General features: G+C 29.0%; 28 protein-coding genes. 22 read left to right on the forward strand and 6 right to left on the reverse strand.

All coding sequences use genetic code 11. From position 1 onward, the window contains the following. The first annotated feature begins 15 nt into the window (after window positions 1-15). Window positions 16-843, forward strand: coding sequence for a peptidylprolyl isomerase (locus CSUB8523_RS07925; protein ID WP_039664476.1), 828 nt, complete (start codon window positions 16-18; stop codon window positions 841-843). Between the two features lie 18 nt (window positions 844-861). Here the strand turns inward: CSUB8523_RS07925 and CSUB8523_RS07930 are convergent, their stop codons facing one another. Beyond that, complete coding sequence (locus CSUB8523_RS07930) at window positions 862-2,193, reverse strand: acetyl-CoA carboxylase biotin carboxylase subunit (RefSeq protein WP_043020147.1); 1,332 nt, start codon at window positions 2,191-2,193, stop codon at window positions 862-864. Between the two features lies 1 nt (window position 2,194). Then, entirely contained in the window at window positions 2,195-2,644 is a 450-nt protein-coding gene (gene accB, locus CSUB8523_RS07935) for an acetyl-CoA carboxylase biotin carboxyl carrier protein (protein ID WP_043020148.1), read from the reverse strand. Between the two features lie 131 nt (window positions 2,645-2,775). Between accB and dcd the strand changes: the two genes are divergently transcribed. From dcd to CSUB8523_RS07995, 12 genes are read left to right on the forward strand one after another with little or no spacing between them, the layout of a single operon-like run. Continuing rightward, a complete protein-coding gene (dcd, locus tag CSUB8523_RS07940) occupies window positions 2,776-3,336 on the forward strand; it encodes a dCTP deaminase (RefSeq protein WP_012661997.1) in 561 nt (186 codons plus the stop codon). A gap of 48 nt (window positions 3,337-3,384) precedes the next feature. Continuing rightward, entirely contained in the window at window positions 3,385-4,389 is a 1,005-nt protein-coding gene (gene pseB / locus CSUB8523_RS07945; protein ID WP_039664479.1) for a UDP-N-acetylglucosamine 4,6-dehydratase (inverting), read from the forward strand. A gap of 1 nt (window position 4,390) precedes the next feature. After that, window positions 4,391-5,515 (forward strand): UDP-4-amino-4,6-dideoxy-N-acetyl-beta-L-altrosamine transaminase, encoded by a 1,125-nt coding sequence (gene pseC, locus CSUB8523_RS07950; RefSeq protein WP_043020149.1) that lies wholly within the window; start codon window positions 4,391-4,393, stop codon window positions 5,513-5,515. A 35-nt stretch (window positions 5,516-5,550) separates the two neighbouring features. Continuing rightward, window positions 5,551-6,813, forward strand: a complete 1,263-nt coding sequence (locus CSUB8523_RS07955; protein WP_082019388.1) for a DUF4910 domain-containing protein — start codon at window positions 5,551-5,553, stop codon at window positions 6,811-6,813. After that, the gene (locus CSUB8523_RS07960) at window positions 6,810-7,592 is read left to right on the forward strand and encodes an AAC(3) family N-acetyltransferase (protein ID WP_043020151.1); all 783 of its coding nucleotides are present in this window, start codon (window positions 6,810-6,812) and stop codon (window positions 7,590-7,592) included. The genes CSUB8523_RS07955 and CSUB8523_RS07960 overlap by 4 nt, the downstream gene beginning before the upstream one ends. Before the next feature lie 2 nt (window positions 7,593-7,594). Continuing rightward, window positions 7,595-7,819: an acyl carrier protein gene (locus tag CSUB8523_RS07965; RefSeq protein ID WP_039664483.1), complete on the forward strand. Its 225-nt coding sequence runs from the start codon at window positions 7,595-7,597 to the stop codon at window positions 7,817-7,819. Continuing rightward, window positions 7,813-8,715: a class I SAM-dependent methyltransferase gene (locus CSUB8523_RS07970; RefSeq protein WP_039664484.1), complete on the forward strand. Its 903-nt coding sequence runs from the start codon at window positions 7,813-7,815 to the stop codon at window positions 8,713-8,715. The genes CSUB8523_RS07965 and CSUB8523_RS07970 overlap by 7 nt, the downstream gene beginning before the upstream one ends. Before the next feature lie 49 nt (window positions 8,716-8,764). Then, a complete protein-coding gene (locus CSUB8523_RS07975) occupies window positions 8,765-9,607 on the forward strand; it encodes a class I SAM-dependent methyltransferase (protein ID WP_052243723.1) in 843 nt (280 codons plus the stop codon). Beyond that, complete coding sequence (locus CSUB8523_RS07980; RefSeq protein WP_039664486.1) at window positions 9,604-10,011, forward strand: VOC family protein; 408 nt, start codon at window positions 9,604-9,606, stop codon at window positions 10,009-10,011. Before CSUB8523_RS07975 ends, CSUB8523_RS07980 begins: the two co-directional genes overlap by 4 nt. Continuing rightward, the gene (locus CSUB8523_RS07985) at window positions 10,008-11,531 is read left to right on the forward strand and encodes an HAD-IIIC family phosphatase (RefSeq protein WP_039664487.1); all 1,524 of its coding nucleotides are present in this window, start codon (window positions 10,008-10,010) and stop codon (window positions 11,529-11,531) included. The genes CSUB8523_RS07980 and CSUB8523_RS07985 overlap by 4 nt, the downstream gene beginning before the upstream one ends. Beyond that, entirely contained in the window at window positions 11,521-12,588 is a 1,068-nt protein-coding gene (locus CSUB8523_RS07990) for a beta-ketoacyl-ACP synthase III (protein WP_043020153.1), read from the forward strand. Before CSUB8523_RS07985 ends, CSUB8523_RS07990 begins: the two co-directional genes overlap by 11 nt. Beyond that, complete coding sequence (locus CSUB8523_RS07995; protein ID WP_043020154.1) at window positions 12,581-12,799, forward strand: acyl carrier protein; 219 nt, start codon at window positions 12,581-12,583, stop codon at window positions 12,797-12,799. Before CSUB8523_RS07990 ends, CSUB8523_RS07995 begins: the two co-directional genes overlap by 8 nt. Before the next feature lie 13 nt (window positions 12,800-12,812). Here the strand turns inward: CSUB8523_RS07995 and CSUB8523_RS08000 are convergent, their stop codons facing one another. After that, entirely contained in the window at window positions 12,813-14,045 is a 1,233-nt protein-coding gene (locus tag CSUB8523_RS08000) for a DUF2920 family protein (RefSeq protein ID WP_043020155.1), read from the reverse strand. A 62-nt stretch (window positions 14,046-14,107) separates the two neighbouring features. Between CSUB8523_RS08000 and pseF the strand changes: the two genes are divergently transcribed. From pseF to pseH (CSUB8523_RS08045), 9 genes are read left to right on the forward strand one after another with little or no spacing between them, the layout of a single operon-like run. After that, window positions 14,108-14,809 (forward strand): pseudaminic acid cytidylyltransferase, encoded by a 702-nt coding sequence (gene pseF / locus CSUB8523_RS08005; RefSeq protein ID WP_043020156.1) that lies wholly within the window; start codon window positions 14,108-14,110, stop codon window positions 14,807-14,809. Beyond that, complete coding sequence (locus CSUB8523_RS08010; RefSeq protein WP_235362556.1) at window positions 14,800-15,489, forward strand: class I SAM-dependent methyltransferase; 690 nt, start codon at window positions 14,800-14,802, stop codon at window positions 15,487-15,489. Before pseF ends, CSUB8523_RS08010 begins: the two co-directional genes overlap by 10 nt. 1 nt (window position 15,490) lies before the next feature. Further along, window positions 15,491-16,165, forward strand: a complete 675-nt coding sequence (locus CSUB8523_RS08015; protein WP_039664492.1) for a class I SAM-dependent methyltransferase — start codon at window positions 15,491-15,493, stop codon at window positions 16,163-16,165. Continuing rightward, window positions 16,162-16,887 (forward strand): WbqC family protein, encoded by a 726-nt coding sequence (locus tag CSUB8523_RS08020; RefSeq protein WP_167333041.1) that lies wholly within the window; start codon window positions 16,162-16,164, stop codon window positions 16,885-16,887. Before CSUB8523_RS08015 ends, CSUB8523_RS08020 begins: the two co-directional genes overlap by 4 nt. Next, on the forward strand, window positions 16,871-17,695 hold the full coding sequence (gene pseG / locus CSUB8523_RS08025) for a UDP-2,4-diacetamido-2,4,6-trideoxy-beta-L-altropyranose hydrolase (RefSeq protein ID WP_043020157.1): 825 nt from the start codon (window positions 16,871-16,873) through the stop codon (window positions 17,693-17,695). Before CSUB8523_RS08020 ends, pseG begins: the two co-directional genes overlap by 17 nt. After that, a complete protein-coding gene (gene pseH, locus CSUB8523_RS08030; RefSeq protein WP_043020158.1) occupies window positions 17,692-18,195 on the forward strand; it encodes a UDP-4-amino-4,6-dideoxy-N-acetyl-beta-L-altrosamine N-acetyltransferase in 504 nt (167 codons plus the stop codon). Before pseG ends, pseH (CSUB8523_RS08030) begins: the two co-directional genes overlap by 4 nt. Beyond that, entirely contained in the window at window positions 18,192-18,881 is a 690-nt protein-coding gene (locus CSUB8523_RS08035) for a formyl transferase (protein WP_043020159.1), read from the forward strand. Before pseH (CSUB8523_RS08030) ends, CSUB8523_RS08035 begins: the two co-directional genes overlap by 4 nt. After that, window positions 18,868-19,539 carry a PIG-L deacetylase family protein gene (locus CSUB8523_RS08040; RefSeq protein WP_043020160.1) on the forward strand — a complete coding sequence of 224 codons (672 nt, stop codon included), beginning with the start codon at window positions 18,868-18,870 and terminating at the stop codon, window positions 19,537-19,539. The genes CSUB8523_RS08035 and CSUB8523_RS08040 overlap by 14 nt, the downstream gene beginning before the upstream one ends. Further along, window positions 19,536-20,000, forward strand: a complete 465-nt coding sequence (gene pseH, locus CSUB8523_RS08045) for a UDP-4-amino-4,6-dideoxy-N-acetyl-beta-L-altrosamine N-acetyltransferase (protein ID WP_039664497.1) — start codon at window positions 19,536-19,538, stop codon at window positions 19,998-20,000. The genes CSUB8523_RS08040 and pseH (CSUB8523_RS08045) overlap by 4 nt, the downstream gene beginning before the upstream one ends. On the opposite strand, the gene CSUB8523_RS08050 is transcribed toward pseH (CSUB8523_RS08045), so the two are convergent. The 3 genes from CSUB8523_RS08050 to pseA are packed head-to-tail and all read right to left on the reverse strand — an operon-like array spanning window position 19,968 to window position 22,451. Beyond that, window positions 19,968-20,705, reverse strand: a complete 738-nt coding sequence (locus CSUB8523_RS08050) for a HisA/HisF-related TIM barrel protein (RefSeq protein ID WP_043020161.1) — start codon at window positions 20,703-20,705, stop codon at window positions 19,968-19,970. The genes pseH (CSUB8523_RS08045) and CSUB8523_RS08050 overlap by 33 nt on opposite strands. 1 nt (window position 20,706) lies before the next feature. Continuing rightward, window positions 20,707-21,318: an imidazole glycerol phosphate synthase subunit HisH gene (gene hisH / locus CSUB8523_RS08055; protein WP_043020162.1), complete on the reverse strand. Its 612-nt coding sequence runs from the start codon at window positions 21,316-21,318 to the stop codon at window positions 20,707-20,709. Continuing rightward, entirely contained in the window at window positions 21,315-22,451 is a 1,137-nt protein-coding gene (gene pseA / locus CSUB8523_RS08060; protein ID WP_043020163.1) for a pseudaminic acid biosynthesis protein PseA, read from the reverse strand. The genes hisH and pseA overlap by 4 nt, the downstream gene beginning before the upstream one ends. Window positions 22,452-22,457: the final 6 nt, after the last annotated feature.

The raw sequence follows: 22,457 nt of genomic DNA on the forward strand, positions 1-22,457 counted from the left end.
AAATAAAGGTTTTATATGAGAAAATTTTTAATATCTTGTTGTTTTGCTGCAAATATTTTATATGCTCAAACCCTTGGTGGTGTGGCAATGATAGTAGAAAATCAACCTGTTACTCTTTATGATATAGAACAAACCATGAAAGAATTAAAAACTAATGACAAGCAAAAAGCTATAGCATTTTTAGTAGATGATAAAGTTCAACAAAGTGAAGCTAAAAAGCTGGGAATTTATGTTAGCACTTTTGAACTCAATGAAAAATTAGCTCAAATAGCAAAAGGCAATAAAACCGACATTAATGGTTTGCAAGTAAAGATAGAAAAAGATGGTTTAAGTTTTGAAGTTTTTAAAAACAGAGTTAGAAAAGATCTTGAAAGAGAAAAACTTTATAGAAGCATAATGCAAAATGCAAAAATCAATATTGATGATGAAACACTAAAACATTTTTATGAAAGCAATCTTGATAAATTTAGCACTTTTTCTAACATCGACCTAGTGGTTTATAACTCTATTAATCCTGAACTTTTACAACAACTTGCACAAAACCCTATGTATAAAAATTCTCAAATTAAATCAAAAGCCATTAGTTTAAATGCAGCTAGTATAGATCCAAGATTACTTGCTTTATTAAATAATACCAAAATAGGAGAATTTACTCCAGTATTAAATGGAGAAAATGCTTATATTGTATACTTTATAAAAGAAAAATATGGCAAAAACCCTATTGAATTTGATTTAATTAAAGATCAAGTTAGCAATGTCTATACTCTAACTCAAAAAGAACAAGCCTTAAAAAATCATCTTGATAAAATAAGAGCAAATGCTCATATAGAAGAATTAAGATAGGTTAAAAACCTATCTTAATTAATGTCTTGAAAGATAATTTGTATCATAATTATTGTTAATAAAATCCGCATTATCCATCATAGCTAGGTGAAAATCTCTTGTTGTTTTAATTCCACCTACGATAAGTTCGTGTAACGCTATTTTCATTTTAGCTATAGCTGTGTTTCTATCTTCACCCCAAACGACTAATTTTCCTATCATAGAATCATAATAAGGAGGTACGCTATAATCTTGATAGCAGTGGCTTTCCATTCTTACATTGCGACCTGCAGGAGCTACATATTTTGTGATTTTACCTGGACATGGTAAAAAGGTTTTAGAATCTTCAGCAGTGATTCTACACTCTATAGAATGACCCTTAAGTTTGATTTCTTCTTGTTTTGGCAAAGGATACCCTTCAGCCACTTTAATCATCAACTCAATGATATCCACACCGCTTACCATTTCACTCACACAATGCTCAACCTGCAAACGTGTATTCATCTCTATAAAATAAAAATCTAAATTTTTATCCACTAAAAATTCAAAAGTACCTGCACCTTCATAATCAATCGCTTTAGCAGCTTTAACCGCTGTTTCATGAAGTCTTGCTCTTGTTTTTTCATCAAGTAAAATCGCAGGAGATTCTTCTATAAGCTTTTGATGGCGTCTTTGCATTGAACAATCTCTCTCGCCAAAATGAATCACATTACCAAAGCTATCTCCTATGATTTGCACTTCGATATGACGTGGGTTTTGAATGTACTTTTCCATATACATGGTGCCATCACCAAAAGCACTCATTGCTTCACTTTCTGCTGACCAATACGCTTTTTCTAAGTCTTTCTCATCTTCAACCACACGCATACCACGGCCACCACCACCTGCTGCTGCTTTTAAGATCACAGGATAACCTATTTCTTTAGCAAGTTTTTTTGCCGCTTCTACCCCACCTAAAGCTCCATCACTTCCTGGGATCACAGGCACACCTGCCCTTTGCATTACTTGCTTTGCTTTACTTTTATCACTCATTAGTGCCATAGCAGCTACTGAAGGACCTATGAATTTGATATTATGTTTTGCGCAAATTTCAACAAAATTTTGATTTTCACTTAAAAATCCATATCCTGGAAAAATCGCATCTGCTTCACTAATCTCTGCTGCGCTAATGATGGCAGGGATATTTAAGTAACTTTCTGAGCTTCTGGCATTTCCTATGCAAATACTCGCATCAGCATATTTTAAATACAAAGCATCTTTATCTGCAGTAGAATACACACAAATTGCTTTTTTTCCCATTTCTTTTACAGTTCTTAAAGCTCTTAATGCAATTTCTCCACGATTTGCTATTAAAACTTTTTTAATTTCCATTTTATAATTTCTCCACCACAAATAAAGGCATACCAAATTCTATAGGTTGACCATCTGCTACTAAAACTTCTACTATCCTACAATCATACTCTGCTTCGATTTCATTCATGATTTTCATCGCTTCAATAATTGCCATAGTGCTTCCTTTTTTAATAGTTTGACCTACTTTAGCAAAAGGTGCTGCACCTGGACTTGGAGCTTGATAAAAAGTACCTACCATAGGGCTGTTGATAGTTGGTTTATTGGAAGAATTTGAGCTTGTTTTAGTTTCATTTACTACATTTACATTAATTGGCTGTGGTGCTGGAGCAACAGGAGCTGGGGTTGGCAACTCACAACACATTTCCCTTTCAAGTTCTATTTCAAATCCATCTTGTTCTTTTATTTTAATCTTGCTTATATTTGCTTCTGCAAAAAGTTGCATTAGTTCTTTAATTTCTTCTTTTGTCATATATTCTCCTTATTTATAAGACTTAATTTATAATTATATATAAAAATACTAAAAATAACTTCAATTATTTATTTTTTACTTTTATTTTAAGATATAATTTAAAAATTCACTTTAATAATAAAAGGACAAAAATGGGCTTAAAAGCAGATAATTGGATCAAAAAAATGGCATTAGAACACAATATGATCGAGCCATTTTGCGAAGCAAATATAGGCAAAGGCATAGTAAGTTATGGGCTTTCAAGCTATGGGTATGATATAAGAGTTGGGAGAGAATTTAAGATTTTTACTAATGTAAATTCCACAGTTGTGGATCCAAAAAATTTCGTAGAAGAGAATGTAGTAGATTTTGTAGGCGACGTATGTATAGTGCCTGCTAATTCTTTCGCACTCGCAAGAACAGTTGAATACTTTAAAATGCCAAATGATGTTTTAGCCATTTGCCTTGGTAAAAGTACCTATGCAAGATGTGGGATTATAGTCAATGTAACCCCTTTTGAACCAGGTTTTGAAGGGCATATTACTATAGAAATTTCAAATACCACTCCATTACCTGCTAAAATTTATGCCAATGAGGGCATAGCACAAGTTTTATTTTTACAAGGCGATGAACCTTGCGATGTAACTTATGCAGATAAAAAGGGCAAATATCAAGCTCAAACAGGTATAACTTTACCAAGAATTTTAAAATAATTCAATTTTTAGACGATATAAAAAGTTATTGAATACTAGGAAATGAAGATGTTTAATGGAAAAAGTATTTTAATCACCGGTGGCACAGGAAGTTTTGGAAAGACTTACACCAAAACTTTGCTTCAAAAATACCAACCTAAAAAAATCATCATCTATTCACGCGATGAACTCAAGCAATTTGAAATGGCAAGAGAATTTAATGATACTTGCATGCGTTATTTTATTGGTGATGTAAGAGATAAAGAAAGACTAAGCATAGCTATGAAAGATGTTGATTTTGTCATTCATGCAGCTGCCATGAAACATGTACCAATTGCTGAATACAACCCAATGGAATGCATAAAAACCAATATCAATGGTGCACAAAATGTAATCGATGCATGTTTGGAAAACAATGTAGAAAAATGTATCGCACTTTCCACCGATAAAGCTTGTAATCCTATTAATTTATATGGTGCTACAAAGCTTGCAAGTGATAAGCTTTTTGTAGCAGCAAATAATATCGCAGGAAGTTCACATACTAAATTTAGCGTTACAAGATATGGTAATGTCGTAGGATCAAGAGGCTCTGTTATACCTTTTTTTAAAAAACTAATCAATGAGGGTGCAAAAGAGCTTCCTATCACTGATGAGAGAATGACAAGATTTTGGATATCTTTAGAATATGGAGTTAATTTTGTGCTAAATAACTTTGAATGTATGCATGGAGGAGAAATTTTCGTGCCAAAAATTCCTTCGATGAAAATCACTGATTTAGCTAAAACTATGGCGCCCAATTTAGCCCATAAAATCATAGGCATAAGAGCAGGTGAAAAACTACATGAGATTATGATTTCAAGTGATGATAGTCACTTAACTTATGAATTTAAAAATTATTATGCCATTAGTCCGAACATTCAATTTAATAATATAAACATCAACTTTAGCATTAATGCCAAAGGCGAAAAAGGTAAAAAAGTAGCTGATGGATTTTCTTATAGTTCTGATAATAACCCTTCATGGATTAGCCAAGAAGAACTTTTAAATATTATTGATCATACAAAGGTAGATTAACATGCTTACTTATTCTCATCAAAACATCGATGATCAAGATATACAAGTAGTTTGTGAAGCTTTAAAAGATGATTTTTTAACCGGTGGAAAAAAGATTGAAGAATTTGAACAAGCTCTTTGTGAATATGTAGGTGTAAAATATGCTTGTGTACTAAATTCAGCTACTTCTGCTTTACACCTTGCGTATTTATCTTTAGATGTAAAAGATAAAATCGTTTTAACCACCCCAATAACCTTTGCCGCAACTGCAAATGCAGCTTTAATGGCAGGTGCTAGAGTAGAGTTTATTGATATAAAAAGCGATGGGAATATTGATGAGAAAAAACTTGCTGCAAGATTAAATCAAGATAGCTCCAATATAGGAGCAATTTGCGTGGTTGATTTTGCAGGAAATAGCATAGAAATGGATGAAATCTTAACTCTAGCTAAACAATACCATATCCCACTCATTGATGATGCAAGTCATGCTCTAGGCGCTACTTATAAAGATCAAAAAGTAGGCTCTATGGCTGATTTAAGCATATTTTCCTTTCATCCTGTCAAGCCAATCACTACTTTTGAAGGTGGTGCAGTCGTTAGCAATGATGAGGAATTGATCTCAAAAATCAAGCTTTTAAGAAGTCATGGCATAGTCAAAAAAAGACTTTGGGATAGCGATATGCTTGAGTTAGGCTATAATTATCGTTTAAGCGATGTAGCTTGTGCTTTGGGTATAAATCAACTTAAAAAGCTTGACAATATACTAGAAAAAAGAGAAGTCATCACAAGTTTTTATGATAAAGAATTTGAAAAAAATCCTTATTTTAGTACGATCAAAATCAAAGATTATAAAAAAAGTTCAAGACATTTATATCCTATTTTACTTTATCCTGAGTTTTATTGTCAAAAAGAAATTATTTTTGAAAAATTATTAAATTTAGGCATAGGCGTGCAAGTACATTATAAGCCTACCTATGAGTTTAGTTACTATAAAAACTTATATGGAAAGTTATTTTTAGAAAATGCGGATAATTTTTACAAAGCTGAACTTAGTATACCTGCTCATCAAGAAATGAGTCTAAAAGATGCAAATTTTATAAAAGAAAATTTATTTAAAATTTTAGAAAATTCTAAAAAGGATTGTTAAAATGATGAAATTTAGTGGATATTGGGGGGGGGGATATGTATGAATTAGCTAAAAAACTTTTTCCAATTTGCAGAAGCATTACAGGAGTTGGTTTTAGAGCTAGTTTAAAAATACTTGATGATGCTATGGGGGGGGGTATATTAAAAATTCACTCCATAGCAAGTGGAAGCAAGGTATTTGACTGGGAAGTACCCGCTGAATGGGAGATAAACGATGCTTATATCATCACTCCAGATGGAGAGAAAATTTGTGATTTTAAGCAAAATAATTTACATGTATTAAATTATAGTGAAGGTATAAATGATGAAATCACGCTAGATAAGCTACAAGAACATTTATACTCTATAGAAGATTATCCAGATGCCATACCTTATGTAACTAGCTATTATAAAAAAAGATGGGGCTTTTGTATCAAACATGAAGATAGGGTTAAACTAAAAGAAGGAAAATATAAAGTTTTTATCAATGCAAAACACCATGAAAATGGGGTTTTAAACTATGCTGATTTTATAATATCTAGCACACAAAACAATAAAGAAGAAATTTTAATCTCTACTTATCTTTGTCATCCTTCCATGGCAAACAATGAACTAAGTGGTCCTGTGGTAGCTACGTTTTTAGCTAAATGGCTTTTAGAACTCAAAGAAAGAAAATATAATTACCGTTTTGTTTTTATTCCTGAAACTATAGGGAGTATAGTTTATCTTAGTAAGCATTTAGAGCACCTACAAAAATACACCAAAGCAGGTTTTGTGCTCTCTTGCATAGGTGATGATAATGCCTACTCACTCATACACACTCCAAGTGAAACTACCCTAGCTGATAAAGTAGCACTCTATACTCTAAAAAATAAAGAAAATTTTAAAAGATTTTCCTTTATAGATAGAGGATCTGATGAAAGACAATATTGCTCTCCTTTGGTAAATTTACCTGTGGTTTGCATATGCAGGACTAGATTTGGTGATTATAAAGAATACCATACTAGTAAAGATGATTTAAATTTCATCAGTGAAGAGGGGCTACAGGGTGGTTTAAAAGCTATGCAAGAAATCATTATGAATTTAGAGGTTAATGAAATTTATCAAAATACGATATTTTGCGAACCCAATTTAGGCAAAAGAGACTTATACCATACCATCAACACCTCATCAACTAACGACATACCAATATCATGTAATTTTTTAGCATATTGCGATGGTAAAAATGATATTTTAGATATAGCTGATAAATTAAATTTACAAGGTTATGAAATAAAAGAATTAATAGAAAAATTAAAAGAAAATGAGCTTATAATATGAAATACTTTTTAGAGCACAATGATAAAAAATACTCAAATTTTGATTTAATAAAAGCTTTTGAAAATTTAGGCATTAAAAAAGGTGATATTTTATGCGTGCATACAGAATTATTTAATTTTGGTATGCCTTTGCTTAAAAAAAATGAATTTTTGCAAACTATTTTGAACTGTTTTTTTGAAGTAATAGGAAAAGAAGGTACACTCATAATGCCAACTTTTACCTATAGCTTTTGTAAAAATGAAGTTTATGATAAATTAAACTCTCCTACAAAAATGGGTGCTTTAAATGAATATTTTCGCAAATGGGGGGGGGTAAAACGCACCAATGATCCTATCTTTTCTTTTGCCATAAAAGGAGCCAAAGAAGAATTGTTTTTAAAAGACACTACAAGTTGTTTTGGTGAAAATTGTGTGTATGATGTTTTAATAAAAGAAAATGGAAAATATATACTTTTTGGAAGCACTACAGGACACACTCTAACTCATTATATCGAAGAAGAATATCAAGTAGATTATAGATATTTTAAAGATTTTTACGGAAAAATAATAGATGAACAAAACAGAAAGCATGATAAAAAAATAAAATTTTATGTTAGACATTTAGATAAAAAATCTTTACCAAATGTCGATAATATAAACTATATTACTAAAAAAACAAAAAATTTTATATACGAAAATTTTGGTGGTGCGACTATATGTTTATTTCATACAAAAGAATACAAAGAAGCGATAAAAAATGCTCTTGATGAAGATAAAAATATTTTTATATTACAGGATTAATCATGGAAAATAAATTTTATGAAATTTTAGAAAATATACTAGAAGTAAAAGTCAATGAAAATTCGAATTTAAGTATGCAAAATTGTAAAAATTGGACTTCTTTAAATCATATTGATATAATCATGAGCTTAGAAGAAGAATTTGAAATCAAATTTAGTAAAGATGAATTAAGTCAGCTAAAATCACAAAATGAACTTTTGCAAGCTATTAAGGAGAAATTATGCTAGAAAATACAAAAGAATTATTTAAGCTAATAGAAGAAAAAAATCCACTACACAAAAAATGTTTAGATGGATTACAACTCTCTAAAGAAGAATATGAAGATTTAGAAAAGCTTATTATTTATTACAAAGATACACTAAATATTACTTTAGAAGAACAAGCTCAAAGCTATATAGTTGTATTAAATGATACTTTAGAAGAAACTAGATATTTTATAGAATTTGGAAAATATAGATATAGCACCTTAGCAGAAGTAGAAAATATGGTATATTTTAATGAAAACTATATGAAGCAATACATGGTGGGTCTTGCCATATCTTCTTTTATATGGAATGCTCATATTGAGGTTAGAAGATATTTTGCTAAGTATATAGATGAAAAACAAAATCAAAAAAGCACCTATCTTGAAATAGGTCCAGGACATGGTGAGTTTTTTGTTAAAGCCCTAAGAAGTCAAAAATTTAAAGAATATTTTGGCATCGATATATCTCCTATAAGTTGTCAAATGAGCAAAGATATGGTAGAAAATCAGTTTGGTCAAATAAATACTAAATGTGAATTTATATGTAAAGATTTTACCAAATGTGAGTTTAACAACAAAGCTGATTTGGTAGTAATGGGAGAGGTTTTAGAGCATGTTGAACAGCCTTTACAATTTATGAAAGATGTAAAAGCTTTGTTAAGTGATAATGGAGAAATCTTTGCGACTATACCTATCAATGCTCCTGCGATTGATCATATTTATTTATTTTCTCATCCTGATGAAGTTAAAGAATTACTTAATAAAGCAGGATTAAAAATCAAAGAATGTGAATATTTTATGGCAAATAATTATTCTTTAGAAAAAGCTTTAAAAACTAAAAATGCCATAGTTATGGCTGTAGTATTGCAAAAGGCTTAATGTGAATTACATAAAAGATTTGTTTGATCTAATATCCACTGAAAATCCAATGCATGCAAAATATTTAAATAAAATTACATTTTCAAAAGAAGATGAAATAGAATTTAATAATTTAATAACATATTATCTAAAAAATAATATAAGCTTAAAAGAGCAATGTGAGTGTTATTTGACCATATTAAATGATACCTTAGAAGAAACAAAATATTTTATAGAACATGGCAAATATAGATATGAAAGTTTTGAACAAATCAAAGATAAAGTGTATTTTAATAAAGCCTATATGAAAAAATATATGATAGGCTTAGCTCTTTCATCTTATATATGGATAGCTCATATAAAGGTTAGAAAATATTTTGAAAATTATATAAAATCAATAAATAAAAAAGAACTTTATTTTGAAATAGGTCCAGGACATGGGGAATTTTTCACCAAAGCTGTAAAAAGTTTAAAATTTAAAAATTATATAGGCTTAGACTTATCTCCAACTAGCTGTGAGCTTACAAAAAATATGGTCGAATATCAAGTGAAAACTCTTATAAATAAATGCAAATTTTTATGTGAGGATTTTTTTAATTTTAATTTTGACAAAAAAGCCGACTTAATAGTAATGGGAGAAGTTTTAGAGCATGTAGAAAAACCTTTAGAATTTTTAAAAAGAGCTAAAGATTTGTTAAGTGATGGTGGAGAAATTTTTGCAACTATACCTATAAATGCTCCTGCTATTGATCATATATACTTATTTTCTCATCCTGATGAAATTTTTGATATGGCAAAAAAAGCTGATTTAAAAATAAAAAATTATAAATGCTTTATGGCTAATGATTATTCTTTAGAAAAAGCTTTGAAATTTAAAAATGCCATAACTATGGCTGTAGTGTTTAAAAAATGAATCTAAACTTACCAATACATCATATAGGCGTAGCTTGTAAAAATTTAGAAAAAGAAAGAGAAATTTTTTATAAACTAGGTTTTATCAAAGAAGCAGATTTTATAGATGAAAGGCAAGGAGTTAAAGGGGAGTTTATAATACCAAAAGATAATAATTTTCCACAATATCGCTTTGAACTTTTATCCAATTTAAATGAAAAAGGTGTTTTAGATAATTATTTAAAAAATAAAATCAAAATGTATCATATAGCTTATGAAAGTGAAAATATACAAAAAGATTTGGATATATTATCTATGGGGGGGGGGATTTTGGTAGTAGATATAATGGAAGCTAGTTATTTTGCTAAGCTTTGTTTTGTTATGATGAATAATAATTTATTAATAGAATTAGTGGAATTAAAATGAAGCTTTTTTCGCCAAATTTAAAAAGAAATGATTTAATAAAACTTAGCAAAGAAAATAATTTTCAAAGTATAAAGATAAATGTTTTTAGAAATCATTCCTTTGAAGTTATATCAAGCATTATAAATGCATTTTTAGCTTTTAGTGATCTTAAAGCTGAATTTAATATAAGCTCTTATGATGATAGTTTAAATTTTGATGATTATAAAGATGCGAAAATCAATATCATATTTTTAGATTTAAACAATTACAAAAACAATATAGACGATTTTATAAAAGAAAAAATACAAGAATTATCAAATCTTAGTAAAGCACCTATAATAACACTTTTACTAGGCAAAACTTCCTTAAAAGAATATGATATTTATGAAATTTTAAAGCCCTTTGTTAATAAAAAATTAATTATAGATGAGAGTAATTTTGAAATAAATGCAAGCAGATTAAGCAATAAAGCTTGTATAAGCTTGGCACAAATTTTAGGCCTTAGCATAATACCTTCCCTTTTAAAACCAAAACTAAAAGCTATAATAACAGATCTTGACAATACCTTATATGGTGGAATTTTAGGCGAAGATGGAATAAATAATTTAAAATTAAATCAAAATCACAAAAATTTACAAAACGATCTTTTAAATTTAAAAAATCAAGGAATTTTACTGGCCATATGCTCTAAAAATGATGAAAAAGATGTAAAAAATCTATTTAAAAAAAGAAAAGATTTTCCTTTAAAAATAGATGATTTTGCGCTTATAAAAGCAAATTGGCAAGGCAAAGATGAAAATATAAAAGAAATTATAAAATTTTTTAACATAGGCTTTGATAGTGTTTTATTTATAGATGATAACATAGCAGAAATTGAAAATGTAAGATATTTAGGTATAAAAACTTTATTAGCAAATGAAGAAAGTTATTTTGCGTTAAAACTTTTTCCTGGACTTTTAAAAATAAAATTAAGCAAAGAAGATGAACTAAGAAATGCTGACATAAAAGCAAATTTACAAAGACAAGAGCTAAGCAAACTAAACCAAAAAGATTATTTTGAAAACTTACAAATTCGTTTAAAATTTGAAATAAACAACGCACAAAACTTAGAAAGAATAAGCCAACTTTTAAATAAAACCAATCAATTTATATCAAATTATTCTCGTATGAGTTTAAAAGAATGTGAAGATTTTATACAAGAAAATGCTATTTTAACTATAGCTATGAGTGATAAATTAAGCGATAGTGGCATAATAGCCATTTTTATAGCTTGCAAAAATAATGATGATTTAATAATAAAAGATCTTTGCATAAGTTGCAGAGCCTTAGGAAGAAAACTTGAAAAAGTTATGCTATATAAGGCCATAGAGCTACTTCATCTGCATTTTAATACAAATGAATGCATTTTGTATTTTCAAAAAGGAGAAAGAAATAAACCTTTTTTAGATTTTCTATACAGTCTAAATGCTAATATAAAAGAAAATTTTGCCCTAATCCAAAAGGAAATGATAAACTACGAAGGACTTACAATTGAAAGCTAGTTTTAATAATGCCAAAATATCAGGGATAAGCGTTTGCGTACCTAATCAACACATCAACATAGATGATTGTCTAGAAAATATCTTTCAAGGCGACAATAAAATGCTAAAAAGAATGAAAAAAATTACAGGCATACAAGAAAGATTTGTCGCCGATGAAAATATTAGCACAACAGATTTAGCCTATGAAGCAAGCGTGAATTTATTTAAAATGCTCGATTTTGATAAAAATAATCTTGATATGGTGATTTTTGTAACCCAAACACCTGATTTTTTTATGCCATCTTGTGCAAACTATCTTCACAAAAGATTAAATTTAAATCCTTGCACCATAGCTTTTGATATAAATCAAGCATGTTCGGGGTATTTATATGGCTTATTTGTAGCTTTTTCTTTTTTAGAAAATCAAAGTGCAAAAAATATTTTATTAATTTGTGGTGATACTTTAAGCAAAACCATAAACCCTTTAAATGCAAATTTAGCACCAATTTTTGGTGATGGAGTAAGCGCAACACTCATAAACTGTGCAAATGAAAAATCTTTCTTTAAACTTTACTCTAGCGGAGAGGGTTTTGATAAACTCATCATACCCAATAGAGCTTTTGCTAAATTTGATGAAAACAAAAGTTCCAATAAAGAAATATTCCAAACCAACGAATACAGAAACTTAGATGAACTTTACATGGATGGGGCTGAAATTTTCAACCAAGCGCTTCATCTTGAAAGTCAATGTATAAAAGAAATGCTTCAATTGTGTGAAAAAAGCAAAGACGAAATTGACTACTTCTTATTGCACCAGTCTAACCAATTTTTAATAGACTCTATTATTAATGACTTAAACCTTGATAGTGCAAAAACACCGAATTTTTTAATGTCAAAATATGCTAATTTAAGCGCATGCTCTTTGCCAGCTTTACTTTGCGAAATGCAAAAAAATGATTTTAATGCGATTTTAAGTGCTTTTGGGGCTGGCTATGCTTGGGGGAGTGCTTATATCAATTTTGATAAAGATTTTAAAACTGATACAATTTCAATTTATAAAGGAGATAAAAATGACTAAAGAACAATTGTTAGAAGCTATTAGTGAGGCTATGCATATGGATGAAACACTAAAAGAAGATATGATCTTAGATGATATTGATGAATGGGACAGCTTAGCTTTTGTATCTATCATGGTATTATTTAAAAACTCACTTGGCAAGCAAATTAATGGCGATGATCTTAAAAAATGTGAAAAAGTAAGTGATCTTTTAGCTTTAGCAAAATTATAATTTTTAGAGATTATTATTTAATCTCTAATTTTATTTGATTATTCTCTTCCTTAAAAATATAGACTAAATCATCACATTTGTAAGAAATTTCTTTTTTACAAATTTTATCTTTTAAAGGTTCTTTTAAAATTTGTGATAAATGTTTTTTGATGAGCAACTTCATAGGTATTCCCATACCATGATTTAAATTTTTAATAAACTTACCATCAACTTGTTGACTATCTGTGATTTTTACAAATTCAACATCAAATCCATATTTTTTTAAAGTATCAACATATTCTTCTTTTTCTTCTAAAGACACCCATTCATCAAATTTAGAATGATAAACAATGTATTTTGGATTTGGATATTTTGCTTGTATGTTTAGATGATCTTTATTTAGTGTTTCTCTAATTAGTTTTCTAGCAAGTGAAAAATAATAAGGTGATTGTTTGTTTGTAGTCCATAGTGTTTTATCAGAAGCACAAAGTCTAATATTATTAAAAAAATGAAAAGTTCCAAAACAAAAATACTGAGTATAATCAATTTCTTTTCCAAAACCTATAACCCTCCATAAATTAGCAAGACTAACATGAGAAGAATTATCTATTACAACATCAACAAACCAAGGAGCTAATTTTGCACATAAATTTGCTAAATATCCTCCATGGGATGATCCTATTAAAATATGCTTTATACCCCCCCCCGTAACTTTAAAAGGAGGACTTTTTCTAATATATAAAAGAGCATTTAGTATATCTGTTGCTTGCATAATACCAAAATTTTGATATTCATTTTTAGTAGGTTGCAAACTCACACTTAAATCTAAATAATAATTTCTATCAAGCTCCCAATTATTTTTCATATCTTGAATTTTTTTATTAAGACATTTCATAGCAGGATGAAAATCTTCAAAGGTATTTAGTTTTTGTATATCATAAGGAATTGTTATACCTAAAGCTTTTAAGCTAGTTTCAAATATAAACTTATCTATATTGTCTAAATAAAATTTAGCCCCAATTTGAGGACGATTTCCTATGCAATGATAATTTACATTTAAAACTGCTACATTATAATTTCTAGCACAATAGTCACTTATATATAAATCATCTTTTATATCTCCACCAATACCATTTATAACACAAACAATAGCCTCTATTTCTTTACTATCATCATAAGTGATTCTGTATTCTAACTTACTTTCTCTTTTTATATTTAATTCTACATCATCACAAGAGTCTATGAAATAAGTTTCATTTTTAAGCATGTTAAGCCTTTTAAAATAAAAATTAAATTATACTTACTTTTTTATAAATTTAAAGAGAAATCATGAAAAATCTTTGTATTATCCCTGCACGCGGTGGTTCAAAAAGAATTCCAAAAAAAAATATCATTGATTTTTTAGGAAAACCTTTGATTGCTTATAGCATAGAAAGTGCTTTAAATTCGGATATTTTTAATGATGTGATTATTTCAAGTGATGATGATGAAATCATCAATGTAGCCTTAAAATACGGCGCAAAAACTCCTTTTGTGCGCAAAAAAGAATTAAGTGATGATTATGCAAGCTCAACCACTGTGATTCAAGATGCCATCACCACCTTAGAAGAACAAGGTAAGAACTATAAAAATGTGTGCTGTTTATACGCTACTGCGCCACTTATAGATGAGTTTATCTTGCGACAAGCTTTTGAACAATTTAATCAAGAAAAATGTAAATTTTTATTTTCAGCTTGTGAGTTTGACTACCCTATACAAAGAGGTTTTTATCTTGATAAGCGAAATAAAGTTTATATGTTTGATGAGTCAAATTACCATAAACGCTCACAAGATCTTACTAAAGCTTATCATGATGGTGGTGCATTTTACTTTGGTAAAAAAGAAGCATGGCTAGAAGAAGATTTTATATTTAAACCTCACTCTAAAGCCTTTTTACTCCCTAGAAATAAAATTTGCGATATCGATACTTTTGAAGACTTAGAATTTGCTAAAATACTATATCAGTTTCACAAAGGTAATAAATGTTTATAAATAAAATCAAAGGTTTTAAATACCCTGACATGGAGCTTGTAAGATGGTTTTTTAAAAACAAGCTCAATACATTAAAAAATGCAAAAGTCTTAGAATTTGCCTCCCATAATGGCAACAATCTTTCTTTATTTGCAAATTATGATTATGAGTGTATTGGTGTAGAACTTAGCAAACAAAATCATGAAAACGCTATTTATAATTTTAAAGAAATTATGCAACATCAAAAGGCAAGTTTTTTTAACAAAAATATGCTTGATTTTGCTAAAAATCACCAAAATATAAATGCGGATGTATTTTTAATACCTAATGTTATTAACTATATCACCAAAGATGAATTTAAAAATTTACTGCAAGATGCAAAACAAAACAATCTATATCAAGCAAATGGTGGGGGGGGGTATGCTCATTTTTTCTTAAGAGCAAGAAGTATTAAAGATCATCGTTATGGACTTGGAGAAAAGCTGGAAAATGGTAGCTTTATCTTAAGCGGCGATGAATTTAGTGGCGAGAAAAATTGTCTTTGCACAGCTTATCAAGAATATGAACTTGTAGAAATTTTAAAAGAGAATTTAAATTTATATGATTTTGAAGTTATCACAAGTGAAAATATTAATATAAAAAATAAAGTTTATATCAAAGATAGCGATATAATCATCTATGGTAAAATCACTAAGGAGTAAAATGTATTTAAGAGATTTAAAAGGATTGAAATTTCCAGATTTAGCAGTAATTAAATTTTTTTTTAAACAGGGGCTACATCAACAAAATAACCAAAAAGTTTTAGAATTTGCTTGTTCTAATGGCAATAATCTTTCTTTATTTGCCAATTATGATTATGAATGTATCGGGGTTGATTTAAACAAAGAAAATGTCAACAATGCCAATTATAACTTCAAAGAAATAATCCAATGCAAAAACTATCAATTTTTTCATGATAATATCTTAGAATTTCCTTTTAAAAATCCCAATATCAATGCAGATATTTTTATGATTCCTAATGTGATTAACTATCTCCTACGAGAAGATTTTTTAAAATTATTAAAAATTTCTAAAGAAAATTCTATGTATAAAGAAAATGCATTGTTTTTTTTAAGAACAAGAAGTATAAAAGATTATAGATATGGTTATGGAGAAAAAATAGCTCATAATTGTTTTAAAATCACAAACGATAACACTACAGGAGAACTTGGGTGTATCAACACTCTATATCAAGAACATGAGCTTGTAGAAATTTTAAAAGAATATTTAAATTTATATGATTTTAAAGTGCTTACCTATGAAAATACCAACATCATGGGAAAAGATGAAAGATTGGTTCATGATAGTGATATTGTGATTTATGGGAAAATTAAGTGAAAATAGCCATCATGCAGCCAACCTTCAATCCATGGCTTGGTTATATATATATGATACAAAGCGTTGATATTTTTGTCTTTTTGGATAATGTTCAATTTGAACGCAGATCATGGCAAAATAGAAACAAAATCAAACTACAAGATAAAACTTTTTTACTAGGTCTAAACCTACAAAAAGCACCGCAAAAAACATCGCTTCAAGATATTTTATTAGAAAAAGATGATAAATGGAAATTTAAATTTCTAAAAACAATCCACCACGCATACTCTAAGAGCATCAACTTTAATAAATACTATAATATTTTAGAAAAAAATTTATTTAAATACACGCATTTAGCGCAATTTAATATGGAATTAATCAAAATATACTGCGAACACTTAAACATTAAAACCCCTATTTTACAAGCTTCTTCTTTGAGATTAAAAAACGAGAAAAAAGAAAAATTGTTGCTTGAAATCTGCCAGTCATTAAATGCCAACCACTACCTTTCACCCGAGGGATCAAAAAACTATCTCGAAAAAGAAACAGCAAAAGAAATTTTTGAAAATGCAAATATAACAATTGAATATTTTGACTTTATCCATCCGATATATAATCAATTAGGTGTAAATTTTATAGCTTATTTGGGAATTTTAGATTTCTTGTTTAATGAAAAAAATCCTCATATAAAATTTCAAGAATGTATTAAAATGAACGAGTATAATTATGAAAGTTCTTTTTAGAAGCGATAGTTCTAGCACTATAGGACATGGACATATTAAAAGAGATCTTTTGCTGGCTAAGCAATACCAAGATGTTACTTTTGCTTGTTTGCCATTAAAAGGCTCTTTGATAGATGAAATTCCTTATCCCGTGCATGAGCTAGCTAGTGCTAGTATATATGAACTCATCAATCTCATCAAAAAAGAAAAATTTGATCTTTTAATCATCGATCATTATGAGATCACCGCCGATGATGAAAAACTTATCAAGTTAGAAACAGGAGTGAAAATTCTAAGCTTTGATGATGAAATCAAAGAACATTTTTGCGATATTTTACTAAATGTCAATGCCTATGCCAAAGAAAGCGACTATGAAAATTTAGTACCAAAATACTGTGAGTTAAGATGTGGTTTTTCTTATGCTTTAATACGTAATGAGTTTTATGAGGAAAGTAAAATAAAAAGAGAAAAAAATTATGATTATTTTATTTGCATTGGCGGGAGTGATCCAAAAAACATCTCCTTAAATGTTGCAAATAAACTCAACCAAAACAAAACCATCATCATAGCAACCACAAGGGCAAATTCACATATAAAGTCTTTGCAAAAATTAAGCCAAAAAAACCCTAACATACAAATTCTCATAGACTGTCCTAATCTTGCAAGATTAATGAACGAAAGCAAAAAGCTTATCATTAGTGCAAGTTCATTAGTCAATGAAGCTTTAATTTTAAAAGCAAATTTTAAAGCTATAGCTTATGCTAAAAACCAAGAAAAACTTGCAATATGGCTTGCGAAAAAAGGCTATGAAGTGGAGAATCTGATATGATAATTTTAAAAGATTTCATTCATCTGAATCAAGAAGAAATAAAACTTGTTTTAAAATGGCGTAATGAAGAGAACATAGCCCGATTTATGAAAACTCAAAATATTACTTTAGAAGAACATTTGAAATTTTTATCACAACTCAAGCTAGACAATACTAAAAAATATTTTTTAGTTTATGACGATAAAAATATCATAGGCGTAATTGATTTTATCAATATAACCAACCATTCATGTGAATTTGGGCTTTATGGCATACAAAAAGGAGTAGGTGAACTTTTAATGCAAGAAGTTAAAAACTATGCTTTTAATATTTTAAAAGTTCAAACTCTAAACGCTTGTGTTTTTAAAGAAAACACAAAAGCTTTAAAATTATATTTAAAACATGGTTTTAAGATTATCAAAAAAGACAATAATTTCTATTTCACATCTTTACTTCCTGTATATATGGGGGGGGGTAGCAACTTAAATACGTTTAATCAAATATATGGAGTTGCAGTTTGAATATAATTATAGCAACTCTTAGAGAACATAATATTAATAATTTTCATCAACTAAAAGAATTATACAAAGCACATAAGTTTTATCTTATAACCAACAAAAGCGATCTTACCTTAAAAAATATAGCAAAAATCAATCCTGATTATATATTTTTTCCACATTGGTCTTTCTACATACCTCAAGAAATTTATGACAACTACCAATGTATCATTTTCCATCTTGGAAATTTACCATTTGGACGCGGTGGCTCTCCATTACAAAATTTGATCATAAGAGGAATATATAAAAGTAAAATTTGCGCCTTAAAAGCCTCTGCTACACTAGATGGTGGAGAGATATACCTAAAACACGATATCAGTTTTAAAAATTCAAATGCGCAAAAAATTTACGAAAGAATTTCAAAAATTATATTTTTTAAACTCATACCAAAAATTTTACACACAAAAATTACTCCCCAAAAACAAAAAGGAAAAGTGGTGGTTTTCAAAAGAAGAACCAAAGACCAAAGCAATATAAACATGCTAAAAAATCCAAATTTGATAAAAATATATGATTTTATACGTATGCTTGATGCGGTCGATTACCCGAAAGCATTTTTAGAAATCAATAATATAAAAATATATTTCCAAAATGCAAAAAAAAGCCACAATCAAGTAAAAGCAGAGGTAGTTTTTTATGAAAAAGAATAAAATTTTGATTATAGCAGCCCATCCAGATGATGAGGTTTTAGGATGCTTTGGCACCATGGCAAGATATATACAACAAGGTCATGATATTTTCACTTTAATACTCGGAGAAGGTAAGACAAGCAGAGAAAATGAAAATCACTCAAAAGACCAAGAAATTTTAGAGGAAGAACTTTCAAAAGCAAATAATTTTTTAGGTGTCAAAAAAGTTTTTAGAAGATTTTTTCCTGATAATGCTTTTGATAAAATTCCTTTATTGGATATTGTTAAAAGCATTGAAGAAGTAAAAAAAGAAATTCAGCCAAATATTATTTTCACGCATTATGAAAAAGATTTAAATATTGATCATCAAATTACATACAAAGCAACTATTACAGCTACAAGATCCATGCCAAAGGAAAGTGTAAAGGAAATTTATAGCTTTGAAATTTTATCTAGTACAGAGTGGAATTATCCTTTGAGTTTTCAACCTGATGTTTTTTTTGATATTAGCTCAACATTAAACCTAAAACTACAAGCTATGTCTTTTTACCAATCAGAACTAAAACAATACCCCCACCCAAGAAGTCTAGAAGGGATTAAAATCAACGCTCAATATCAAGGAATGAGAGTCGGTCTTCAATATGCTGAAGCATTTAAAAGCATCAAGGTAATAAAATGATTACTTATAAAAATTTTACAGAACTTGACAAAGAAGAAGCAAAAGAAATTTTTCACATAAGAAATTCTTCATATATTTCTAAATTTATGAAAACACAACATATTAGCCTAGAAGAACATCAGTTATTTTTACAAAAACTCAAAGAAAACAACAAACAACAATATTTTTTATTATTAAAAGACGATACAAAAATAGGAGTAATATATTTTATCAATATAACTAACCATTCATGTGAATTTGGGCTTTATGGTATACAAAAAGGAGTAGGTGAACTTTTAATGCAAGAAGTTAAAAACTATGCTTTTAATGTTTTAAAAGTTCAAACTCTAAACGCTTGTGTTTTTAAAGAAAATACAAAAGCTCTAAATTTATACCTAAAACATAGTTTCGAAATTACCAAAGAAGACTGTAATTTTTATTTTGTAGTTTTAAATAATCCTCACAGGAATTTCATGTTTTAAAAGTTCTTTTTTGATGTCATTTGGTGTATATTGACTAAAATGAAAGATAAAAGCACCAGCAAGCGCATTTGCACCTAATTTTATAGCTTCTACTCCATCTTGAGGTTTAGAAAGCCCACCATTAATAATAAGCGGGATTTTCAACTTATCTTGAAAATACTTCAACAACTCCAAGTCATACCCCAAAGCACTTCCCTCTTTATCAACACTTGTTAGAAGTATCTCCCCTGCTCCTAAAGCTTCGTATCTAAGTGCAAGTTCTAGCGGATCTATATCTAAGATTTCATCATTGAAAACTTTAAAACAACCCTTATCTTTTTTAACATCAATAGAACACACCACGCAAGAACTTCCAAAAGTATTTACTGCTTCTTTGATAAAATTTGGATCATGTAAAGCTATGGAATTTATACTAACTTTATCCGCACCTATATCTAAAACTTTTCTAATATCTTCTAAAGTTCTAATCCCACCTCCAATTGTCAAAGGCATAAAGCATTCATTAGCTATATCTTCCAAACTCTCAAAATCTATCTTGCCGTTTTTGTTTATATCCAAAACGATAAGCTCGTCTATATTTCTAGCATTATATATCCTAGCAGTACTAACCACATGCCCTATAGTCCTAAAAGAAGAAAAATTGATACTTTTTACAAGCTGATGATCTTTTAATAACACACAAGGAATAATTCTTGTTTTAAGCATACTAAGCCTTTAAATTTACAAAATTTTCCAAAAGTTTTAGACCAATACTTTGGCTTTTTTCAGGATGAAACTGCACAGCAAAAATATTCTCTTTTTCAAAACTTGCACAAAATGGCTTTTCATACTCACAAAAAGAAGTCTCCACACTCTCTAAACACTCTACATAGTAAGAATGCACAAAATAAAAATCGCTTTTTTCTAAAATTCCATCAAAAAGCTTGCTTTTGTTATTACCAAATCGCAAATCATCCCAACCACTATGCAATAATTTTTCTCTAGCTAAATCAAATTTCAAAACATTTGCATGGATAAAATCAAGTCCATTGCATTCTCCGCCCTCATATCCCTTGCTAGCAAAAAGCTGCATACCAAGACAAATCCCCAAAATAGGCTTTTTATCTTTTAAAACGCATTCTTTTAAAACTTCATCTAGAGCAAGTTTTTTTAAATTTTCCATGCCTTGTTTAAAAGATCCAACACCTGGTAATACAAGTTTAGAAGCATTTTTTATATCTTCTTTTTTAGAACTTATAATCACTTTATGACCGATTTTTTCAAAAGCTTTCAAGACAGACTTGAAATTACCAAGATGATAATCCACAATGCAAATCATTTTAAAACAAACTCATATTTTTTTATCAAAGACCCATCACTATCTCTTAAAAATTTACCATTTTCATCGCGTTTAAAAATTTTTTTATTAGTGTAAGAATCTACAATTTTTTCAAATTCTTGCTCGCTAAATCCACTAAATTCTAAGTATTTTTTGATAGCTTTTTTAGGTGGTTTTCCATCGTATTTATTTACAAGCCTTACACCTTCTTCACGGCTAATATACCCAAGTCTTATATCCAAGCATGCATTATCAGTTGCTCTTCCAAAACCATATTTACAATATTTTAAATAATCATGCACATGATTTGAATAACAATCTAGATTTTCAAAATTTTCATAAGTAGTTTCAACTGGTTTTGTACTAGTTTTAAAGCCATTTTCTTGAGATACCTTTAAGTTATACTTATAATCCCATTTAAAATAATATCCTAAAAACAACCCTGTAACTCCAACCCTTTGAAGCTCTTCATTGCTCGGATAAGTGTAAAAATACAGATCCTTCTCACTAATGCCATCAACACCGATCATATCAGAAATTCTATTACCCAAAAGCCCACCAAATTCTTCAAGCCATTCCCTACCTAAAGTATTTTTTTCTTTAGAACTAGCTGGACCACCATACTCAATCTGAGGGCTTTCACCCCAAATGATCAAAGGGATACCAAAGGCAACTGCCACTTTTGGCACACAAGTAAAAATTCCTAAGTGATTTTGCCATTCATTATCCCCTGTTCTTATAAAAGCTTCTTTAGCTAATTTTTTATACACCAAAGGATTTCTTTTGATATGGATTAAATCTACTCCAAGTTGATTTAAATTTTTTAAATTTTTTTTACCTATTTTAGTAGGGATAGTTGGCTCAAAACATACACAAAGAGGATTTAGCCCAAGCTCAAGACATTTTAATACCTGAAAAGTAGAATCTTTGCCACCACTTACCCCTATCACGCAGTCATACACAGGATGTTTTTTATATTTTTTAACAAGATTTAAAAATTCTTCTTCTCTTTTTTTCCAATCTATTTCTTGATTTTTTGTTTCTTGAGAACGGCAAGCATCGCAAACACCCTCATCATCAAAATGCAAATCAGGTTTAGTATCTGGCATTACACATTTTTTACAAAATTTCATTTTTAC

It is taken from the genome of Campylobacter subantarcticus LMG 24377 (genome assembly GCF_000816305.1).
In the GTDB taxonomy this organism is placed as follows: Bacteria; Campylobacterota; Campylobacteria; order Campylobacterales; family Campylobacteraceae; genus Campylobacter_D; species Campylobacter_D subantarcticus.

Bases quoted from the DNA above. Each gene is read 5' to 3' on its own strand.
- CSUB8523_RS07925 (WP_039664476.1), top strand. From the start codon at position 16: ATGAGAAAATTTTTAATATCTTGTTGTTTTGCTGCAAATATTTTATAT.
- CSUB8523_RS07930 (WP_043020147.1), bottom strand. From the start codon at position 2,193: ATGGAAATTAAAAAAGTTTTAATAGCAAATCGTGGAGAAATTGCATTA.
- accB (WP_043020148.1), bottom strand. From the start codon at position 2,644: ATGACAAAAGAAGAAATTAAAGAACTAATGCAACTTTTTGCAGAAGCA.
- dcd (WP_012661997.1), top strand. From the start codon at position 2,776: ATGGGCTTAAAAGCAGATAATTGGATCAAAAAAATGGCATTAGAACAC.
- pseB (WP_039664479.1), top strand. From the start codon at position 3,385: ATGTTTAATGGAAAAAGTATTTTAATCACCGGTGGCACAGGAAGTTTT.
- pseC (WP_043020149.1), top strand. From the start codon at position 4,391: ATGCTTACTTATTCTCATCAAAACATCGATGATCAAGATATACAAGTA.
- CSUB8523_RS07955 (WP_082019388.1), top strand. From the start codon at position 5,551: ATGTATGAATTAGCTAAAAAACTTTTTCCAATTTGCAGAAGCATTACA.
- CSUB8523_RS07960 (WP_043020151.1), top strand. From the start codon at position 6,810: ATGAAATACTTTTTAGAGCACAATGATAAAAAATACTCAAATTTTGAT.
- CSUB8523_RS07965 (WP_039664483.1), top strand. From the start codon at position 7,595: ATGGAAAATAAATTTTATGAAATTTTAGAAAATATACTAGAAGTAAAA.
- CSUB8523_RS07970 (WP_039664484.1), top strand. From the start codon at position 7,813: ATGCTAGAAAATACAAAAGAATTATTTAAGCTAATAGAAGAAAAAAAT.
- CSUB8523_RS07975 (WP_052243723.1), top strand. From the start codon at position 8,765: ATGCATGCAAAATATTTAAATAAAATTACATTTTCAAAAGAAGATGAA.
- CSUB8523_RS07980 (WP_039664486.1), top strand. From the start codon at position 9,604: ATGAATCTAAACTTACCAATACATCATATAGGCGTAGCTTGTAAAAAT.
- CSUB8523_RS07985 (WP_039664487.1), top strand. From the start codon at position 10,008: ATGAAGCTTTTTTCGCCAAATTTAAAAAGAAATGATTTAATAAAACTT.
- CSUB8523_RS07995 (WP_043020154.1), top strand. From the start codon at position 12,581: ATGACTAAAGAACAATTGTTAGAAGCTATTAGTGAGGCTATGCATATG.
- CSUB8523_RS08000 (WP_043020155.1), bottom strand. From the start codon at position 14,045: ATGCTTAAAAATGAAACTTATTTCATAGACTCTTGTGATGATGTAGAA.
- pseF (WP_043020156.1), top strand. From the start codon at position 14,108: ATGAAAAATCTTTGTATTATCCCTGCACGCGGTGGTTCAAAAAGAATT.
- CSUB8523_RS08010 (WP_235362556.1), top strand. From the start codon at position 14,800: ATGTTTATAAATAAAATCAAAGGTTTTAAATACCCTGACATGGAGCTT.
- CSUB8523_RS08015 (WP_039664492.1), top strand. From the start codon at position 15,491: ATGTATTTAAGAGATTTAAAAGGATTGAAATTTCCAGATTTAGCAGTA.
- pseG (WP_043020157.1), top strand. From the start codon at position 16,871: ATGAAAGTTCTTTTTAGAAGCGATAGTTCTAGCACTATAGGACATGGA.
- pseH (WP_043020158.1), top strand. From the start codon at position 17,692: ATGATAATTTTAAAAGATTTCATTCATCTGAATCAAGAAGAAATAAAA.
- CSUB8523_RS08040 (WP_043020160.1), top strand. From the start codon at position 18,868: ATGAAAAAGAATAAAATTTTGATTATAGCAGCCCATCCAGATGATGAG.
- pseH (WP_039664497.1), top strand. From the start codon at position 19,536: ATGATTACTTATAAAAATTTTACAGAACTTGACAAAGAAGAAGCAAAA.
- CSUB8523_RS08050 (WP_043020161.1), bottom strand. From the start codon at position 20,705: ATGCTTAAAACAAGAATTATTCCTTGTGTGTTATTAAAAGATCATCAG.
- hisH (WP_043020162.1), bottom strand. From the start codon at position 21,318: ATGATTTGCATTGTGGATTATCATCTTGGTAATTTCAAGTCTGTCTTG.
- pseA (WP_043020163.1), bottom strand. From the start codon at position 22,451: ATGAAATTTTGTAAAAAATGTGTAATGCCAGATACTAAACCTGATTTG.